Source organism: Balneolaceae bacterium, assembly GCA_034521495.1.
In the GTDB taxonomy this organism is placed as follows: Bacteria; Bacteroidota; Rhodothermia; order Balneolales; family Balneolaceae; genus Rhodohalobacter.
The window spans coordinates 225994-245225 of sequence record JAXHMK010000004.1; the positions used below are offsets into that span (position 1 = coordinate 225994).

At 44.7% G+C, this 19232-nt stretch carries 17 protein-coding genes; 8 read left to right on the forward strand and 9 right to left on the reverse strand.

Translation table 11 applies throughout. The features are described from left to right. Window positions 1-219: 219 nt before the first annotated feature. Window positions 220-2286 carry a hypothetical protein gene (locus U5K72_01905; GenBank protein ID MDZ7717557.1) on the forward strand — a complete coding sequence of 689 codons (2067 nt, stop codon included), beginning with the start codon at window positions 220-222 and terminating at the stop codon, window positions 2284-2286. 106 nt (window positions 2287-2392) lie between these two features. Continuing rightward, window positions 2393-4249, forward strand: a complete 1857-nt coding sequence (locus tag U5K72_01910; protein MDZ7717558.1) for a hybrid sensor histidine kinase/response regulator transcription factor — start codon at window positions 2393-2395, stop codon at window positions 4247-4249. Window positions 4250-4355: 106 nt separating this feature from the next. On the opposite strand, the gene U5K72_01915 is transcribed toward U5K72_01910, so the two are convergent. The 8 genes from U5K72_01915 to U5K72_01950 form a co-directional block, all read right to left on the reverse strand. After that, a complete protein-coding gene (locus U5K72_01915) occupies window positions 4356-4487 on the reverse strand; it encodes a hypothetical protein (GenBank protein MDZ7717559.1) in 132 nt (43 codons plus the stop codon). 382 nt (window positions 4488-4869) lie between these two features. Then, window positions 4870-5256: a T9SS type A sorting domain-containing protein gene (locus tag U5K72_01920; protein MDZ7717560.1), complete on the reverse strand. Its 387-nt coding sequence runs from the start codon at window positions 5254-5256 to the stop codon at window positions 4870-4872. 58 nt (window positions 5257-5314) lie between these two features. Next, window positions 5315-6793 carry a hypothetical protein gene (locus U5K72_01925; GenBank protein ID MDZ7717561.1) on the reverse strand — a complete coding sequence of 493 codons (1479 nt, stop codon included), beginning with the start codon at window positions 6791-6793 and terminating at the stop codon, window positions 5315-5317. Continuing rightward, the gene (locus tag U5K72_01930; GenBank protein MDZ7717562.1) at window positions 6735-7874 is read right to left on the reverse strand and encodes a BspA family leucine-rich repeat surface protein; all 1140 of its coding nucleotides are present in this window, start codon (window positions 7872-7874) and stop codon (window positions 6735-6737) included. The genes U5K72_01925 and U5K72_01930 overlap by 59 nt, the downstream gene beginning before the upstream one ends. Further along, window positions 7858-9186, reverse strand: coding sequence for a BspA family leucine-rich repeat surface protein (locus U5K72_01935; GenBank protein MDZ7717563.1), 1329 nt, complete (start codon window positions 9184-9186; stop codon window positions 7858-7860). Before U5K72_01935 ends, U5K72_01930 begins: the two co-directional genes overlap by 17 nt. Before the next feature lie 64 nt (window positions 9187-9250). Beyond that, the gene (locus tag U5K72_01940; GenBank protein ID MDZ7717564.1) at window positions 9251-9907 is read right to left on the reverse strand and encodes a BspA family leucine-rich repeat surface protein; all 657 of its coding nucleotides are present in this window, start codon (window positions 9905-9907) and stop codon (window positions 9251-9253) included. 98 nt (window positions 9908-10005) lie between these two features. Continuing rightward, window positions 10006-10296 (reverse strand): hypothetical protein, encoded by a 291-nt coding sequence (locus U5K72_01945; GenBank protein ID MDZ7717565.1) that lies wholly within the window; start codon window positions 10294-10296, stop codon window positions 10006-10008. A 93-nt stretch (window positions 10297-10389) separates the two neighbouring features. After that, window positions 10390-11298 (reverse strand): hypothetical protein, encoded by a 909-nt coding sequence (locus U5K72_01950; GenBank protein MDZ7717566.1) that lies wholly within the window; start codon window positions 11296-11298, stop codon window positions 10390-10392. Between the two features lie 194 nt (window positions 11299-11492). Here U5K72_01950 and U5K72_01955 point away from each other — a divergent pair, with 194 nt between their 5' ends. The 5 genes from U5K72_01955 to U5K72_01975 all read left to right on the forward strand — a co-directional run bounded on the left by U5K72_01955 (window position 11493) and on the right by U5K72_01975 (window position 17593). Beyond that, on the forward strand, window positions 11493-12062 hold the full coding sequence (locus U5K72_01955; GenBank protein MDZ7717567.1) for an ECF-type sigma factor: 570 nt from the start codon (window positions 11493-11495) through the stop codon (window positions 12060-12062). Window positions 12063-12298: 236 nt separating this feature from the next. Beyond that, window positions 12299-14692, forward strand: a complete 2394-nt coding sequence (locus U5K72_01960) for a protein kinase (GenBank protein ID MDZ7717568.1) — start codon at window positions 12299-12301, stop codon at window positions 14690-14692. Between the two features lie 217 nt (window positions 14693-14909). Further along, a complete protein-coding gene (locus U5K72_01965; protein ID MDZ7717569.1) occupies window positions 14910-15932 on the forward strand; it encodes a nucleotidyltransferase family protein in 1023 nt (340 codons plus the stop codon). A gap of 336 nt (window positions 15933-16268) precedes the next feature. Continuing rightward, a complete protein-coding gene (locus U5K72_01970) occupies window positions 16269-16880 on the forward strand; it encodes an SLC13 family permease (GenBank protein MDZ7717570.1) in 612 nt (203 codons plus the stop codon). Window positions 16881-17011: 131 nt separating this feature from the next. Further along, on the forward strand, window positions 17012-17593 hold the full coding sequence (locus tag U5K72_01975; GenBank protein ID MDZ7717571.1) for a Na+/H+ antiporter NhaC family protein: 582 nt from the start codon (window positions 17012-17014) through the stop codon (window positions 17591-17593). A gap of 113 nt (window positions 17594-17706) precedes the next feature. Here the strand turns inward: U5K72_01975 and deoC are convergent, their stop codons facing one another. Continuing rightward, on the reverse strand, window positions 17707-18417 hold the full coding sequence (gene deoC / locus U5K72_01980) for a deoxyribose-phosphate aldolase (protein MDZ7717572.1): 711 nt from the start codon (window positions 18415-18417) through the stop codon (window positions 17707-17709). 159 nt (window positions 18418-18576) lie between these two features. On the opposite strand from deoC, the gene U5K72_01985 reads away from it, so the two are divergent. Continuing rightward, complete coding sequence (locus U5K72_01985; GenBank protein ID MDZ7717573.1) at window positions 18577-19122, forward strand: hypothetical protein; 546 nt, start codon at window positions 18577-18579, stop codon at window positions 19120-19122. The last annotated feature ends 110 nt before the right edge of the window (window positions 19123-19232 follow it).

Sequence of the window (19232 nt, forward strand, 5' to 3'; positions counted from 1 at the left end):
AACTGGATTCAAGATGCATATTTGATACGCCGCGATGGCCCAATGGCACCGTTGTCATTTCGACCGGAGCGCAGCGGAGTGGAGAAATCCAATGGTAATGTGGTTAATCACTGGAAAGAGATGTCTCGGTCTATTCTGAAAAGCTCTCTTTGAAAGTGTCCAGAATATCTTTAATATCATCCAAAATCTACATCATGAAGGCTAATTTCGACGTTTCCTATGAATCTGTTGTTCTTGACTCTTGTACTTTTCCTACAGCAGTTTGTTCTTCCAGCAGGACAGGAATATATCATTCAAAACTACACAGTTGAGGATGGGTTACCTGTTAATTCCGTCAACAGAATGGCACAGGATGCAAACGGCTACCTCTATTTTGCCACAACGGATGGTCTTGCCCAGTTTGATGGATATGAATTTGTGGTTTACAATTCCGGCAACACCCCGGGGCTTTCTTCGAACCGAATTTCAGAAATGATCTATGTTTCTGTACATGATGAACTCTGGCTTTTACATCCTGATGGTTCTTTGACTCACAAAACCGGCTCTACATTTCAGAATTATCCAGCCATCCAAAATGGACGCAGTACCGTAGCTGTTGAATTGCATCTTCAGGAAAAAGAAGATATTTGGATTGCTACCGACTCAGGACCTGCAGAGTTCAACAGGGCTACTAATCAGTTCGTGTTTTTGGATCAACCACTTTTGCAATCCGATAGCTGGGCCTTGGGGTGGACGAGCAATCAGACCTTAATGATTGTGAATGAAAATGGACTTATTCATTTGAAGAATGGCAATGCTATACAACTTCTTGAACCAAACGAATTCCCGATTTCTTTTCGGTCGGTTACAGACATTAAAGAAGATGATGGTTATCTGTGGATTTCCGGAAACGGTGGTACTTTCAGATACTCAATAGATGAGGATCGAATTGATTTTCGTTTCAATCTGGACCAAGACCCAAGCCATGTATGGGGGGTGCACCAAATGCCGGATCAATCTATGCTGATCAATAGTTCAGAAGGGTTTTTTAAATATAATCCTTCATCCGGATCAGTGAATATTTACGGCCCTGCTTTTAACGCTACAACAGAGAGAACAAATCTTATTTATGAAGGAAAAAATGAAGAAGAGATATTGATCAAGTTCAGCAATGTACGTATAAACAACCAAACCGTATTAACAACAGATGATATCATTTCGGGTTTTTTAGACCGTTCCGGCTCATTATGGGTCTCTACTCTTTATAACGGAGTGTATCAAATCCGAAAAAGTATATCGTCGAATATCACATCTGATCAAATACCCGGGTTTGAGAATATTTATCCCGTCATTCAAACAGATGACGGAGCTATTTGGGCCGGTAGTTTTCATAACGGAATTTACAGAATCACAAATAACGGATACCAAAACTGGAATTCCCAAAGCAGTCCTTTACTGGCAAATAATTCCCGATTTCTTTTTGAAGATTCAGACGGTACTCTTTACGCAAGTATAACACATCAAGGATTATGGACATATGAAAATGACAGCTGGCGGAAACTGGATGGGTTGGAATCCGTGACCGGCCCAGAAATTACGGTAGAGGCCATGCACGAATACAATGATGGATTCCTGTTAGGCACTTCTGATCGGATGGTATCGTATCAAAACGGTGATTTTAGCTTGTTTAACGATTTCGAAAGCGCATCAGAAAATCCATTCCAACATGTACGGGTCATTCGTGAAAACCATCGGGGCACTCTGTTTACCGGTTCATTTGGATATGGGCTCACCATATTGAAGGATAGAGTGGCCCGAAATTACAGGGTTGAAAACAGCGGCCTTCAAAGTAATTTTATCCGCGATATTTTTGTGCAGTCTGAGGATACGATCTGGGTCGCAACCGAAGATCTCGGTTTAAACCGCATTGTTCTGAATTCGAATGCGGTTCCCACCGAGTTTACAAGAGTGATGGAACAAGACGGCCTGATTCACAACTCGCTGCACAGGATTATAGAGGATACGGAGGGCAGGCTGTGGATTAGTTCAAACGGCGGAATCATGGCTATACCTCTTCGGGGTTTGAATGATTATGCAGATGGTAATTTGGAAAACCTGCCGGTGATGGGATTCAACGAAAATGACGGAATGGTCAACCGGGAGGCGAACGGTGGTGTACAGACAGCCGGATTCATTTCAAACGATCAGCAGCAGATCATCTTTCCGAATCAGCGGGGATTGACTGTCTTTCATTTATCACGATTAGAAGAAGCAAGGATCGGGGCAGACTATCAAACCTGTAATTGAAAATATTGCATTTGCCGATAGTACAATCCATGCCGACCAATATGCTGAGGTTTCACTGCCAAAGTCCGAACGAAATATTCGCATTAAATTTACAGCTCCGAATCTGGTGTCTCCTGAGCGCACAATTTTTCGATACAAATTAGATGATGTACAAAGTGAATGGGAAATATCCAATGATATTCGGGAGGCTGCATTTACAAATGTGCCGCCGGGCTGGCACACGTTTCATCTGGAGGCGTATCAACCCAATGAACAGGAAGAGATAAAAACTGCCACCATAGACATCTTCATTCCATACTATTTTTATGAAACCAATTGGTTTTATGGAATTATGATTCTTCTTGGCCTTTGTAGTATGTATGGCGGAATCCGCTATCGCACGCGTTTATTGAAGAGGCGTGAAAGGGAGCTTCAAACCAGGGTCAGTCAACAGACACAAGAATTGCAGGAAGCCGCTGAACAGAAATCCCGTTTCTTTTCAGGGATTACCCACGAACTTAAAACGCCATTATCTCTCATTGCCAGTCCGCTGGATGATCTCCTGGAAGACGGAATAGAGCTGTCTGAGAAAAATACGAAGGAACGGCTTCAACTCATGAAACGAAACAGCGACCGACTGCAAAACCTGGTCGATCAAATCCTGGGAGTGAGTAAGCTGAACGCAGACAAGCTCTCGCTCACTTTCAAACCCGTGGATATTGCGGAACTCACCGGACAACTTTTAGGGCAGTTTCAGTCGAGTCTTGATCAGAAAGAGATTACACTAAGCTTTGAATCAGATAAGATTGATGAAAAAATTTACCTGGATACTGATGCCTGGGAGCGAATTATCATCAATTTGATGAGCAATGCTATTAAGTTTTCACCACGGAAATCCACCATTCAGGTCAACCTATCGAACCTGGGTGATTCTGTAGCTTTGAGGATTAAAGACGAGGGAGTGGGGATTGATAAAGAGGAGGCCGAAAAAGTATTCGATTATTTGTACCAGGCTGAGGGCGCCTACTCTGCTGAAGGAACGGGCATTGGGCTGTACCTCGTAAAAGGGTTGGTGGATCGTATGGGGGGAGAGGTTCGAGTTGTCTCAAATAAAGGCGAAGGTGCGGAATTTATCGTAACTATGAAGAAGGGATACTCGCATTTAAGAGATTCAGATACCATTATTCATTTCCCTGTATCACGCCCTGTGGAACAAAAGAAGAAAGAAACAGACAAGGATCTGTCTATCAACCAACATGGAATCTCATCAAAAAAAGAACACCTGCTTTTGGTTGAGGACAACGACGATTTCAGGAATTACCTTCAATCTGTTTTATCTGAAGAGTATCAAGTAACCGTTGCACGTGAGGGAACGGAAGCACTTGAGTTATTGCAAGAAGAAAAAGTGGACCTCGTGATATCGGATGTAATGATGCCGAAAATGAATGGCCTGGAGTTTGTGAATAACCTGCGGAAACAGGAAGAATACAAGAAATTGCCGGTGATTTTCTTATCTGCAAAAAACCTTGACACGGACAAAGAAGCCGGGCTCTCCTCCGGTGCGGATGTTTACCTGACGAAGCCGATTAAAAGTAAACTCTTGTTATCTCAAATTGAGGCAGTATTACGAAGAGAAAGCATTTTAAAAGGCAACCAGCTGCACGAAGAAGATGGAGAGGATGAACTCGTAAAGGAAGTTCGGGAAATTGTATACCGGCAATTGGCAAACCAGGCCTTAAGTGTAGAATTACTGGCTGATGCACTTTTTGTAAGCCGCTCGAAATTATACGCAGACTGGAAAGAAGTTTGCGATACCTCCCTGAATGCATTCATTAAAAAATTACGCCTTGATGAAGCCAGGAAATTAATCAAAGAACAGAACTTTAGCGTCCAAGAAGCAGCTACAGCTGTTGGTTTTCCCGATCCGAATTACTTTTCTACCAGCTTTAAGAAAGAGTTTGGTGTGAGTCCTTCGGAGGTGTAAGGAGACATTGGATGTTTTCTTATTCGGAAGCTACTATGAAAGGAAAAAATATATTGATCCTCTTTCACTTTTTTAAATGGCAAGAAACATCCAATGTCTTTCTATGTTAAGAAGCCTGCGACTCATAATCCGGCGGATCTTTCGGGCCGCTTTGTTGGGTTCCAACGCTGATGGACAGTGTGGTGATTTCCGGTTTTTGCCAGGGGGCCGGGGTGGGTTGGTTGTTATTGTTTTTCATGGGCTGGGTTATTTTGCTTAGTTCTTTGTTTTGTTTTATTGAAGCGACCTGACAGCGTATCCGGTCCTTTCCCGGATTCCTGTAAGCGTCGCTACACGTGCGATCTTGCCGTATTTTCCCGCTAACGCTGACAGGAACTCCACGTTGTTTCGTACGCTGTCAGGTTGATTTTGTATTATATCACCACCGTTTACATTCGCTCCCCAAGTCGTGAGACCCGTCGGGTTTCCTTTTTTTGAGAGGGTTATCATTATGTTCGTTTCAAAACTTTTTCACAGCAAACCCGACGGGTCTTTTGGGTTAGTTTATTTTACTTAGTTCTTTCTTAGGCCCTCACCCCAATCCCTCTCCCGCGGGGAGAGGGATTGGGGTGAGGGAAGTACTACTTCAATATTGTCAGTTTCCTCGTCATGATCTGGCTGCCCGCAACAAGCCTGTACAAATACACTCCACTCGACAGATTCCTTGCATCAAAGTTTATGGTATGCCGCCCGGCCGAGACTTGGCCATTCACCAGCGTTGCAACATTGCGCCCAAGCATATCATACACTTCAAGGCGCACCTCACTTCTCACGGGTAACTGGTAACTGATCACTGTAGTAGGGTTGAACGGGTTCGGGTAGTTCTGGGCCAGGGTGAAGTCATCTGGAATCGCGCCGAGTTCGGTCAGGCCGTCCACGCCGGTGGCGGCAATCAGCAGTTCGAAGCGGGCAACGGAGCCGTCTGCCCCGACAGCATCTGTCAGGTCTGACTGCTGGCTTACTGCCATTCCCAGATCCGCGAAGTCTCCTAAAGACTTCGCGGATCTTTGATCTGACCTGTAGATCTCAAAACTGTACGTTGACCCCATCCCTCAGTTCAATTACCTCACCGGTCTCATTATCCCGTAGAAAATAGCTCCCGTTGAAAATGTGAGATTCCGGAAGAGTCCAGTCCAGGGTAAACCGGCCTGACTCTGTGGTTTGGATATCCAGCGGGATTCTGACTTTTTCCTCAATAAGATTCGAAGCCGGCAGGCTCTGGAATGCGTAGGTTCGTCCGTCTGCATCCATCGAGTGGAAGGAGAGCCAGCGGATGGCCAGCCCTTCGGCGCTGAGCTTGGGTGCATCAAACCGGTCGAGACCTGCCGTTGCATCATCGGAAAACATTAAACGGGTGGTACCGGTAAATGCCTCGTTCTGGCTGGTGGTCTGGAGAGTGACGATGTAGCCGTCAATCAAGCCGTCTGACCGCTTGGAGCGGTCTGACGGCTGGTCGTTGCCCTGATCCAGATCCGCGAAGTCTTCCCCAGACTTCGCGGATCTTTCTATCTCTTTAAAATATCCATCTTCAGTGCCTTCAAGATACGCTGCCTCGGGTATTTCCAATTCCGGGCTGTTTCCCGTTGTTCGCACCCAGAATGACTGGAACGGGGCGATCAGCACATCTTCAGGTGCCGCGCAGTTCAGGTCGATGTAATCGCCGTTGCCCACGTTGGTATCCGGATCAGTTGTGCCGTTTGCGTCCGGGTCCCAGAAATAGACCGAGGTGGCCATGTCTGTCTCAATAAACTCACAGAAATCCAGAGCAATCGGGTGCGGATTGCCCAGCAGGTAGAAATTGCCGGGATTGGGCGAGGTTCCGTCTCCATCATAATCCAGGCCGATGAAGCTGTGGCTGCCGTCCAGATCGTTCCAGTTATCATCCGATTCTACCGTTTCGGGCAGGTCTTCGTCCAGCACGTACACAATAAACGGTGTTCCCACGCCCGGTTCATTGCTATCCGATTCAACCGGATCCCATTCATAATTGTCCTGATCCAGCTCGTACAGCGTTTGCGAGGGTGGCGGACCAGTTTCTACCGTAATGCCCGAAAACAGGTCGAAATAAGAATCCCCGTCCGAGGGATTGCTCATAAACCGCCAGCCTTCGCTGCCTAACAGTTCTGCGAAGATGGTTCCCAAATCGATGGTCAGCGTGTAGGATTCTTCGCTTTCCACATCGCTGTCATCCACAATAGTGAAGTCGAACGAGGTAAAGTTGTATCCGTACGCATCCGAAGGTGGGTTCCACGTGAGCAGGTCGTTGTTGATGTCGCTGACTGGAATCAGATCATTCACGCTGACCGGATCACCGTCCAGCTCCAGATCTCCCTCGTCCGGCAGAGATACTATTTTGATGGAGAAATCATTGTTCGATATTCCAAAATCACTCTTCGATAAGTTATAATCTTCAGCATTGCTCACGAAGATTCGCTGGTCTTCTCCTTCAGGCGAGTGTACAGCCGGCAGCAAGACCATCATCATTAATGGTCCAGTTATGGTCATCGATCAATGCCTCACGGGCATCTTTTCCATTACAATAGGTAAGACCATCAGCTCCTAATATCATATCATTTTGAACGGCCTGAGATTCCCAGCCGGTAAGCGTGGCATCGTAGTTTTCTGTGGAGAGGCCAGAATTATCAAACATTTCTGTCATGCCTTTGAACACCTTGGAAGAGTTAACGCCGCTAATATCCCAATTCCCCAAATCCTGATTGAATGATTCTGCGCCTTTAAACATCTCTACCATATTCCCGACGTTGCCCGTATCCCAGCTCCCGATGTCCTGATTGAAAGCTGACGCATTTTTGAACATCCATCTCATCTCTGTAACGTTTTCGGTATTCCAATCGCTGATATCCTGATCAAAGGCAGTAGCATTGAAAAACATTGCTCCCATATCCGTAACATTTTCAGTGATCCAGCCGCCGATATCCTGATTAAAGGAGCTCGCGTTTTGAAACATAAACCACAACGTCTCTACATTAGACACGTCCCAGGTGCCAATATCACGGTTAAAGGAGGTAGCGCCACTAAACATTTGACCCATATCGGTTACGCTGCTCACATCCCAGTTGCTCAAATCTCCATCAAATTTTAAGGCACCTCCAAACATCAAATGCATAGAGCTGACGTTGCCGGTATTCCAGTTATTTAAATCTTGATTAAAGGAACTCGCGCCATGGAATAATCCATTCATGGTCTCAACATTAGAGACATTCCATCCGGAGATATCCTGATTAAAAGACATTGCACCTTTAAACATTCCTCTCATGTCCGTCACATTGGTGGTATTCCAGCCACCAATTTCTCCATTGAATTGTAAAGCTTCACGGAACATGTTCTGTAAGGTGGTAACCTTAGAAAGATCAGGTATATCGGATGCGTTATATGTTAAATTGGCGGCACCGTAAAAAGCATTCTCCATGCTTTCCCAGGCTACATCACCCCACTGTTCGATGGTGAGGATTTTCTCCTTATCCTCTTCATTATTGAAATAGATTCTGGGAAAAATACCCGAAATCTCCACCCGGTAGGTGCCTTCCGATGGGAATGTGATGGTCAGATCACCTCGATTGTCCATTTCCGTTCCGTTTATCGAGGGGTGCCGCTATTTTCTCCCAATAAACGTCATAATCGTACTCATAACCACGTGATTGTAAAGAAGGAATCTCTATTTGATCGTCGTTTGAATCACCCGGTTTATCGGTTTTCCAGGTGGTGATGAAAGGACGAAATTCACCGCAGCTTTCTGCCAGGGCATCGTCATTGATGGTCCAGTTGTGGTCGTCGATTAACGCCTGTCGGGCAGCCTGGCCACTACAGTATGTGAGTCCGGCTGCTCCCAATTCTATATCATTTTGAACGGATTGAGCTTCCCAGCCAATCAACGTGTTGTCGTAGTTTTCTGTCGAGAGTCCGGAATTGTCAAACATAGAGTTCATACCTACGTTTGCGTTGGAATTCGTAATACCGCTGATATCCCAATTCCCCAGGTCCTCATTGAATGAAGAAGCACCCGAAAACAAAAAGACCATACTCCGAACACTGCTCACATCCCAGTCGCTCAGATCGCTATTGAAGGAGCTGGCCTCAGCAAACATCGCATACATACTTTCCACACTGCTAACGTCCCAATCGCTTAAATCCCCATTGAATGAACTTGCAGATAGGAACATACGCCTCATATTCGTGACACTCTGCACATCCCAAACACTCACGTCTTTGTTGAAGGAGCTGGCCCCGGCAAACATGTTTCTCATATTGGTCACTTTGCCCACATCCCATTCACTCAGATCCCCGTTAAAGGAGGAAGCGTTGTTGAACATAAATGACATATCCGTTACGCTACTCACATCCCAGGTTCCTACATTTCCGTTGAAGGTGGTTGCCCCTGAGAACATAGCTGACATGTCGGTCACGGTACTGACATTCCAATTACTCAGGTCTCCATTGAAGGAGCTGCCAGCAGGGAACACTGAAAACATGGAGGATAAATTGGTAACGAGAGATAAATTCGGCGCATCTGTGGCGTTATACGTTAAATTCGAGGCTCCAAAAAATGCATCTTCCATCGAATTCCAGGCAACATCTCCCCACTGCTCGATGGTAAGAATCTTCTCTTTATCACCCTCATCATTGATAAAGATCCGTGGAAAATCGCCTGTTATCTCCACCCGGTATGTACTTGCCGAGGGGAACGTGATGGTCAGATCACCCGTGTTGCCCGTTTCCGTACCGTTTATTGATGAGTCGGTCGTATCCTCCCAGTAGACGTCATACTCGTATCCGCCGCCTTCGGTGGGGATTGTGATTTGATTATCGTTTGAGGCACCATCGTTATCTGTTTTCCAGGTGGTGATAAATGGACGGAACTCTCCGCAATCCTCTGCCAAGGCATCACCTGTTATGGTCCAGTTATCATCAATCCATCAGGGACTGCCGGGCCGACTTCGCCGTTCACAGTAGGTAAGGCCGTCTGCACCCAGATGTCACTTCGCTTTGCACCGATTTGAGACAGCCCAGCCGGTCAGTGTAGTCATCGTAGTTTTCTGTGGAGAGGCCGGAGTCATCAAACATTCCACCCATTAGCGTCACATTACTCACATTCCAGCTACTCAGATCACGATTAAATGATGAAGCATTTGAAAACATGCCACTCATATCGGTAACGCTACTTACATCCCAGTTACTCAGATCCCTGTTAAAGGAAGATGCATAAGAGAACATAAATCCCATATCAGTCACACTGCCTACTTTCCAATTGCTTAGATCTCCGTTAAAGGAGTCAGCAAATCTGAACATTAGATCCATTTCGATTACATTGCTCACATTCCAGCTACTGATATCTCCATTAAAGGCGCTGGCATTGTCAAACATTCGCCTCATGTTTGTGACACTGCTAACATCCCAATTATTCAGATCTCCTGTAAAGGACCTTGCTCTTTGAAATACACTTTCCATGTTAGTCACACCACTCACATCCCATCCGTTTAAATCCCCGTCGAAGGTTGAGGCTCCGAAGAACATATCAAGCATATCAGTTACAGCTGATAAATCGGGAGTATCAGTGGCATTGTATGTCAAATTGGTAGCCCCCATGAATGCAGAATTCATCGATGTCCAGGCGATATCCCCCCACTGTTCAATGGTAAGAAGCTTCTCTTTGTCTCCTTCGTTATTAAGGTAGATCCGTGGAAAATCGCCGGTAATTTTTACTTCATATTCTCCTGCGGATGTATAGGTGTGTTCAAGAAAATGTTCAATATCATCGCCGGGATTCGTGTTGTAGTCCTCATCACTGTTCCATCGCCCCAGTCTACGTTAAAATCGTAGCCGTTTCCAATCATCGGAATACGAATGGACTGATCGTTGGATGCACCGGGGTTATCGGTTTTCCAGGTGGTAATGAAGGGTGCGAATGTCTGTGCAACAATAGTTGAAGCTGCAAAACCAAAAAACAGTAAAATGAATTGGATCAAAAAAACATGTAGAAATTTATTCATGACGATTATATTAAAATTGTAACAGGCACTCCCCCCGACATACCCTGTTTTGCCAGTGTTATTCCTACATGCAATAAAAGCTTTCGAAATAGCTCAAAAAGTAAAATCTTTTGCAGATCCTGCACTTACCCACGCCAGCCCTCCTGCAGCCGATGCCAGTCCTGTATCTCCGAGGCGGGTTGTTTCACCGGTTTCGGGGTCAATTCTGTAAAGTGCGCTTGAATCACCCATACGGCCGGTTGCATAAAGCATGTTTTCGGACCCGTTAAACGCAAGTCCGGCCCCAGCCCATAAACCACCGGTATCACCGATACTTTCCCAAACCCACTGATTCGAGGGCTGGCTCACATCCAGAGCATAGAGTTCGCGCCGGAATTGAGGTTGTGATTCAGATCCCCTGGCCAGTCCGTACAGAATCCGGTTTCTTGCGTCGAGTGCCAGCCCCTCTATATCGGGTTGATTTGGCGGGCTTAAAACCGTTTCAATCGTTTCCCCCGTATTCGGATTCCTGATATGCAAAAACCCGTTTGAGCTTGCATACAGAATTTTATCTTCTGGGTCATAAGCCAGGCCCTCGGTAAACGCCTGTCCGGAGGGGTCACCGATTACTGAGGCGCTGCTTCCATCAGGAGCGATTCTGTGCAGTGCAAATCTATTTGAACCGATCAACGGTTCTCCTGCCCTTACAGCCGCTAAACCCACACTTACCTCTTCAGCACCGGTTTTGCCGTCACCAACCCTGAATGCTTCAGCAGTCTCCGTATCAACAACATGCAGGCCGTTTGTATCGCCGCCAACACTTAAAAACAGGCCACTTTCAGGGATCTCACCTGGACCCTCATCTTCTGGTTCCTCACCTGTAGTATTACTGCTGCAACTTATTGCAAGTGTTGCAAACACAACTATTAATAAGGCATATCCAATTATTTTTGAGTGAAGTTTATTACCATAGAAAAGAGAGGTTTTATTCATCTGCATCAATATTCTGATTTTGTTAGTCATTAGATGTTGTCTTACTCTCTTATGCATTTATTCTGATTAAATCAGCTCAAAAAGATCTTGCTTGATGAAAAGTTTTATGTTTGTGAGTAGAGTTGCCCTCATTTAAACCTTATAGTTGCGAATTTTACTCCAATTCGGTTACTTTCATTCAAGTCTTTTCCACGATTTTCAGAAAAGCTTTTTAATACTGCGTTATGGCAAACCGAAGCAGAGAGCTGACAAAAATTCTCAACTCATTTTCGGAAAACTCCGAATCTATCAATGAAGCACTGCCGCTGGTGTATGATGAACTGCGAGTTCTGGCACAGCGAGAACTACGCCACGAGCGCAAAGGCCACACGCTAAACACCACCGCCCTCGTACACGAAGCTTACATGAAACTTATAAATCATCCCCCAAAGGGAGAATGGGACGGTCGACATCACTTTTTTGGCATCGCGGCACGGGCCATGCGCCAGATTCTGGTGAACTATGCCAAAAAGAAAAACCGGAAAAAACGGGGCGGTAAGCAAACTCCCGCAGAATTTGATGAAGGGATCTATCTTTCAACAGAAAAAGCGGAGGAGATCGTTGCGCTTGATGAAGCTCTCGGAAGGCTTGAAAAGATTAACGAACGGCAGGCAAGGGTGATAGAGTGCCGGTATTTTGCAGGGTATAATATAGAAGAGACGGCTGACATTCTGGAAATTTCGCCTGCTACTGTAAAAAGAGACTGGACAGTGGCAAAAGCGTGGCTCTATAACCAAATTTATCCAGCAGAATAAACAGGTATTTTGTAACACAACAACTGAATGCTTTGAGCAGACACGGGTTGGATCTCTTTTAATGAATGCGTTGCACGATGGTCTGAAAAGTTGGCCTTGAAGCATTCCCATTGCATGTTATTATTCTGATTGATCTTTTTTGAGCAGTTCTGTTGCATGATATAGAAACCGGACACAATACCATATCTGCTCCAAGATAATTTTTATTTGTCCGCAACAAGTCATTCTAAAAAGCGATGCAAAAAGAACAGTGGCTGGAAATTGAAAAGTATTTTCATCAAGCTCTTGAATTATCAAAAGGGGAGAGAGAAGTATTTTTCCGGAATCTGAAAAGTTCCAACCCTGAAACAGCCTCATCCGTTAAAAAGCTGCTGAAATCTCATTTTGAATCAGAACATTTTCTTCAGCACCCCGTCCTCGATGATTTGATATCCATTCCAAACCAGCGGATCGGTCCGTGGAAAATTATCCGGCAGATCGGGAAGGGAGGAATGAGCATTGTATATCTTGCCGAACGAGCAGATGGCCGCTTTTCAAGAGAAGTAGCTGTTAAATTTCTCTATGGCCTTGATAACAATCGTGATATGCAGCAGCGGATGAAAACCGAACAATCAATCCTTGCACAACTGAACCACCCTAATATCTGCAAGCTGCTGGATGCCGGTATTCATCAGAATCGCCCCTACTTTATCATGGAATATATTGACGGCCCGGTTATTGATAACTGGTGTATATCAAAAAACCTGTCTGTGCGGGAACGGCTTTCCCTCTTCATGCAGGTTTGCGATGCCGTAAGTTATGCCCATCAGCGGCTGATCGTTCACAGGGATATCAAACCATCTAATATTTTGGTGGATTCATCCGGCACCGTAAAACTTCTTGATTTTGGCATTGCAAAGATTATTGGCGATCAAGAAAAAAACAGGTCTGTTACCCTAACCGGCAACCATGTGATGACACCGGAGTATGCAAGTCCCGAGCAGATTCAAAATCACCCCATAACCACGGCAACCGATGTTTATGCGCTGGGACAACTCCTGTTTCTCCTTCTTACGGATACACTGCCATTCGATTTTACAAAGAAAAGTACCTACGAGATTTCTAAAACGATCTCTGAAATTGATCCCGTAAAACCCAGCCAAAAGATTACTGAAACAGCGTTGGAAGAATCATCGGAGCGGACAACTCTGGGAGGGTTCACACGAAAACAAGCTGCAAAACAGTTACGGGGTGATCTTGATAATATCGTTTTAAAAGCCTTGCGAAAAGATCCGCAGCGGCGATACCAATCAGCCGAAAATTTAAAAGCCGATATTCTCAATTATACTGAGAACAGGCCGATAACAGCCCGGCCGGAATCCCGTATCTATCGAACGAAAAAATTTGTTCAGCGTTATAAAACTTCCGTTATAACAGCTCTTGTAGCAGCAGTTTTATTGATTAGTACTACGATTTTTGCCGTTTGGCAGGCCGCTGAAGCCAATTCCCAAAGAGAAGTTGCTGAAATGCATTTTGAAAATATTTGGGAGCTTGCTAATTCACTGATATTTGATCTTCATGACGCCGTATCAACCCTCCCGGGTTCTACTCCGGCCCGCGAACTGATTGTTGAACAAGCATTAGATTATCTCGATCAGCTTTCAGACACAGATAACGCAACTCCTGATCTCCTTCTTGATCTTGCCAGAGCATATCAAAAAGTAGGCGACGTTCAGGGAAATCCAACCAATAACAATCTTGGAGATCACCAGGAAGCTCTGCTGAGCTACAATAAGGCCATTGAAATTGCAAATACCGTTTTGATACAGGATTCATCAAACACCCGGGCCCGCGAAATAATGGCGATGATTTACGAAAAAATGGGAGATGTAGAAGGAGTTCTGGGAGAACTTGAGTCCGCAGAGCAGAGCCAGGTCGCATCGTTGAACTTGTACCAATCCATTGCTGAACAATTTCCTGATGATCCCTCAAGGCAGTTTTCATACGCTGTCTCGCTCATCAAATTGGGTGACCTGATGGGAAATCCGAACTTCAGCAATTTAGAAAATCCGGAAGAATCGCACCGTCTTTACCGGGAGGCTGAAACCATTCTGTTACCCATTTACAATCGCAACCCGCAGAATACCCGGTACATAAAATACCTGGGAATTGTTTATGAGCGGATGGGAACTATGTTCGAGTATGAAGATCGATTAGAAGAGGCCGCGTGGTGTTTTGAAGAGTCTATGAAACTGAGAACTCAACTGGTTGAACTTGAACCAATGAATACAGAAGCGGTCCGCGACAAAGCTGTTGCTCACGAAAAGATGGGGCACATCTTAAAACAGTCGCACAAATTGGATGAAGCTTTAACCCAATATTTGGAATCTCTTGAGATGTTTTCCTGGCTTGCAGAGATCGATCCTCAAAACTCGCAGGCACAGCAATCTGTGGCTATCAGTTATATCCATCTTGGAGACCTCTACTACCATCCCGATGATCCCAGTTTTGACGATCCGGCACAGTCGCGTGAGTATTTTAAGCAGTCAAAAGAAATTCTTCTTGATTTAGCTGAAAACGACACAGCAAATACACGAACTGATTTTTTAATTGGACTTGTGAACCGCCGGTTGGATGCAATAGAAAATTGATGACAGCTTTATACCTACAAAAAAAAGTCCGTCACTTTGTAGTGAGACATTGGATATCTTCCTGCCATAATTTAGTCGGTTTTTAAACACCATATCTCAGCCAGATTTTACTTTTTTAGCTTTCTCAGACATCCAATATCTGCCCGATTTGGTGTTTGCCACCAGACTTTGATATACTCTTTTCGATATCGGCAATAAACATTTTAAAGACTCTATTTTGGATCTAAATCGCAACATCCTCCGTAACCGCCACCGCCTTTCTGAACGACAGATTGATGATTTTCTGGAAGAAAAATCTGCCAATGAAACTCCGCAAGATCGTATGCAGCGAATGCAGCAAATTGCCTTGTTACTGAAAATTATAAAGCTTTTGAGAGAGCATGGTATTGAGGTTATAAATCTGAAGGGACCTCTTTTGTCAGAACGTATTTACGGCGATCCCACCTACCGCTACTCCCGCGATTTCGATATTCTCGTTGAGCCACATGAAGTAAATAAAACATTTAATTTACTTCATAAAGAAGGCTACTCTTTCCCCGGTTTTAAATGGCCGGGATCCAAAAAAAGACAGGAAATTGCACTCCATTTTTTGAACCAGATTGAGATGGTCCATGAAAAATCCGGGGTGATGATTGAGATCCACTGGAAACTGTTTTCAACAAGAATCACACAACAAAAAACACTCGATCACTTGATGCAGGAAAATATTGAAACTGTTGAGTTTGGGGGAGTGGAATTAAACAGGTTCTCGAATGAATTTGAACTGTTTTACCTGATTGTCCACGGGGGGATCCATGCATGGTTTCGGCTCAAGTGGTTAGTTGATATTCGTGAAATGCTAAACCGAAAAACAATTGATTGGGAATCATTTCATCACATCATATCTGATTGCAATGCTCAAAGATTAACAGGAATCTGCAACGCTATGCTTCGCGAATATTTTCCCGACGGGACTCAACTTCCCAATACTTCTTCCGCTCCAAATCATCTCTCAAAAATTGCTTCTAAACAGTGCCGACGGCAGGAGAACGATCCTAAAGCCTCAATAAGCAATACCATGCGGTTGTTATTTTACAGGGTGCAATTGTTCCCTGGTTTTTACCATAAATTGGATGTATCAAAAGTCCTCACATTTTATAAAACGGATCTAAAGTACAACTGGCTGCCGCCTTACAAATTTGTCTACTACCTGTTTCGCCCGGTTGGGTACCTGTTGAGGAGAGTTGGGGTTTTGAAGTAGTTTCAATTTATCCTCGGAATTAAACATGCTTTACTCAAACTCGACAGCCGAATCCAGTCAAGAGACCCGTCGGGTTTTTTGCGGCAAGAGTATCAACAATCAAAATCAGCTATTGCCTGTGGATAGAGAAACGGGCTCGATGTCAAACTCGACAGCCGAATCCATCGAGACTTGGGTTTTTTGCGGCAAGAGTATCAACAATCAAAATCAGCTATTGCCTGTGGATAGAGAAACCCGACGGGTCTTTGTTAATTTTTGTTTCCCTGCCGTTTATGCCTTCTTCCGCTAAATTCTTTATAATCCATCAGTCAACTTCTAACCAAGGTTTAAATTCTTATGGGGATATTTTTGTGGCTGTTGCTTGTCGTGGCACTTCTGGTTTGGGGAACTGTGCGATGGAATTTGCATCCGTTTTTGGGACTCTTGCTGAGTGCAATTATCATTGGGTTTCTTGCCTCACTTCCTGTTTCTGATATTATCTCCGCCATTGGAAGCGGATTTGGTTCCACACTCGGCAGCATCGGGATTGTGATTGCGGCTGGTGCCATCATTGGCGAGTACCTGGACCGAAGTGGAGGTGCGCAAGTGCTCGCCAATAAAATCCTGGATACGGTGGGAGAGAAGAACGCCCCGCTCTCTATGAGCCTGACCGGTTACATCGTCTCCATTCCGGTGTTTTGTGATTCGGGATTTATCGTACTCTCGGCTCTCAATAAGGCTATTTCAAAACGTGCCAAAATTCCATTGACGGTACTTGCCGTTGCCCTGGCTTCGGGATTGTATGCAACTCACGTATTTGTACCGCCAACTCCCGGTCCGCTGGCCGCCGCAGCCACACTTGGGTGCCGATGTGGGATGGGTTTTGATTCTCGGGCTGATTGTTTCCATCCCCGTGATGGCCACTGCATTAGCCTGGGCTATCATTTGGTGCAAGAATTTTTCAATTGATTTCGACACTTCTGAAGAAAAAGAATCGGCATCATTTCAACCGCCATCATTTACTTTTGCGATTGCACCGATTTTGACTCCAATCGTATTAATCGCCCTCAAATCCATTGCAGAACTCCCCTCATCGCCCTTTGGAGAATCGTTTTTTGTTTGATCTTTTCGTCTTTGCCGGAAATCCCATTATTGCACTGCTTGTGGGTGTGGGGCTTTCCTTTTTGATGGTAAAAGGAAGCAGGGAAACTGATCAGCATTCCTGGCTGGAAGAGGGATTGAAAAAGGCGGGCATCATCATTCTAATTACTGGAGCGGGCGGTGCATTTGGATCTGTTCTGAGAGAAACCGAACTCAGCCAGTTTGCCTCGCAATTTACCGATATGGGCGAATTCGGTATTCTCATTCCATTCCTGATTGCCGCTTTTCTGAAAACAGCCCAGGGTTCATCCACCGTTTCCATCATTACTACTGCGGCCATTGCGGCTCCACTTTTGGCTCCGCTCGGACTTGAATCGGCCATCGGAAAAGCGTTGGTTGTTTTGGCTATTGGTGCAGGCTCTCTGACCGTTTCACACGTCAACGACAGTTACTTTTGGGTGGTTGCCAAATTCTCGGAGATGGATACATCAACTGCCCTGAAAACGCATACCATTGCTACCGCAATTATGGGAGTAACGGGTTACCTGACGGTACAGGTGTTAGCGTGGATATTGATTTAGACTTTTTATCGGATTAGCCAGCCGTCTGAAAGCTTGCGCAGGCCTGGGCATCTATCACTCAAAAAATCTTTTTGATCTCCTGAATCCACCTCAACCATACTCTCATCTCTTCTTCAGTAAAAACGTTTTTTAGCCTCTTCAAGCATCGCTATTGTTGCGGTTGCGCCCACACGGGTTACCCCCAACTCTTTAACCCTCAAAAGGTCGTCCAGTGTTCTCACTCCACCCGCAGCTTTTACCTGTACATTCTCCGGCGAGTGTTTTCGCATCAATTTTAAATCGTGCTCAGTGGCTCCCTGGTAGCTGTATTTACCATCCGCACCTTTTACAAACCCATATCCCGTCGATGTTTTTACAAAATCTGCACCGGCCGAAGCACAAATCTCGCAAAGCTTAATTTTAAACCGGTCATCTGTAAGGAAATCATTTTCAAAAATCACCTTCAGGATTGCGTTATGGGAGTGTGTTTCTTCTGCCACAGCACGAATTTCATCTTCTACATACTCCCATTCTTCCTGAAGTACCTTCCCTATATTCACAACCATATCGATCTCAACAGCTCCATCTTCGCACGCATTTTTAGTTTCGTTGACTTTAATTTCCGTTGCCGAATTTCCATGAGGGAAACCAATAACGGTTCCAACCAACACATCCGATTCTTTTAGCCATTCCACAGCATCTTTAACAGCGTAAGGTTTTATACAAACGGAAGCTGTATCATATTTTTTGGCCACCATACATTCTTCTTTCAGCTCATCATCCGTCATAGTTGGATGAAGTAGTGAGTGGTCTATCATCTTAGCGAGTTCTTTAACTTTATCCATCTGTCTTTTAACATTTTATTTGTAGAGTTCCTGTCAGCAAAGTAATAATTCAGCACAGAAATATCACTTAAACCTACTATCAAACCTGGGATGAAACGATCTGATTCTATCTATCATTTTATAGATGAATATTAAATATAAACAAATACTTAATACTCTATGAGTAATAAAGTAATTGAAAATTATACAACGGACTTATACGAACTCATTAAACACACTCAAACCGTTATTCGAACCCAAAAAAATTCGGATAAGTTAATGAATCCAAAAGCTGTTGATCTGCTTCATGATATCGACATGGCATTAACCAATCAGATCAATTCCCTTGAAGATATGGGTATTCTGAACAGTGGAACTAAGAAGACAGTGAAGGATAAACTTGCGAAGGCCACCGGAAAAATTGCCGGGCTTGTTGACAGTGCAAGAGATGATGCTGCTTCTAAAATGATCCGGGATGATTATACTGCACTGAGCATGATTGCATCCGGCTATACGATGTTACACACAACCGCACTTAGTGAAGACAATGATAATCTTGCCACCTTTACACAGGAAAGCCTGACCAGAATTGCGCAACTTATTACGGACACAAGTACAGTGCTGCCTCATATTGTAGCCGAAGAAATGGACGCTTCAGATATTGCGGATAAAGCTGAGGAGAATACTCAGAAAGCCTGGAAACCTGAGAATTTTCTTGTCGAGTAATCTAATTTGATGAACAGAAGCCCTGCCTGGTGGCAGTACGTGTTTAGATGCTTCGATAAATTATCTTGAAGTGTCCGGAGCGCAGCGGAAGCCCTTAAAGCGTCACGTTT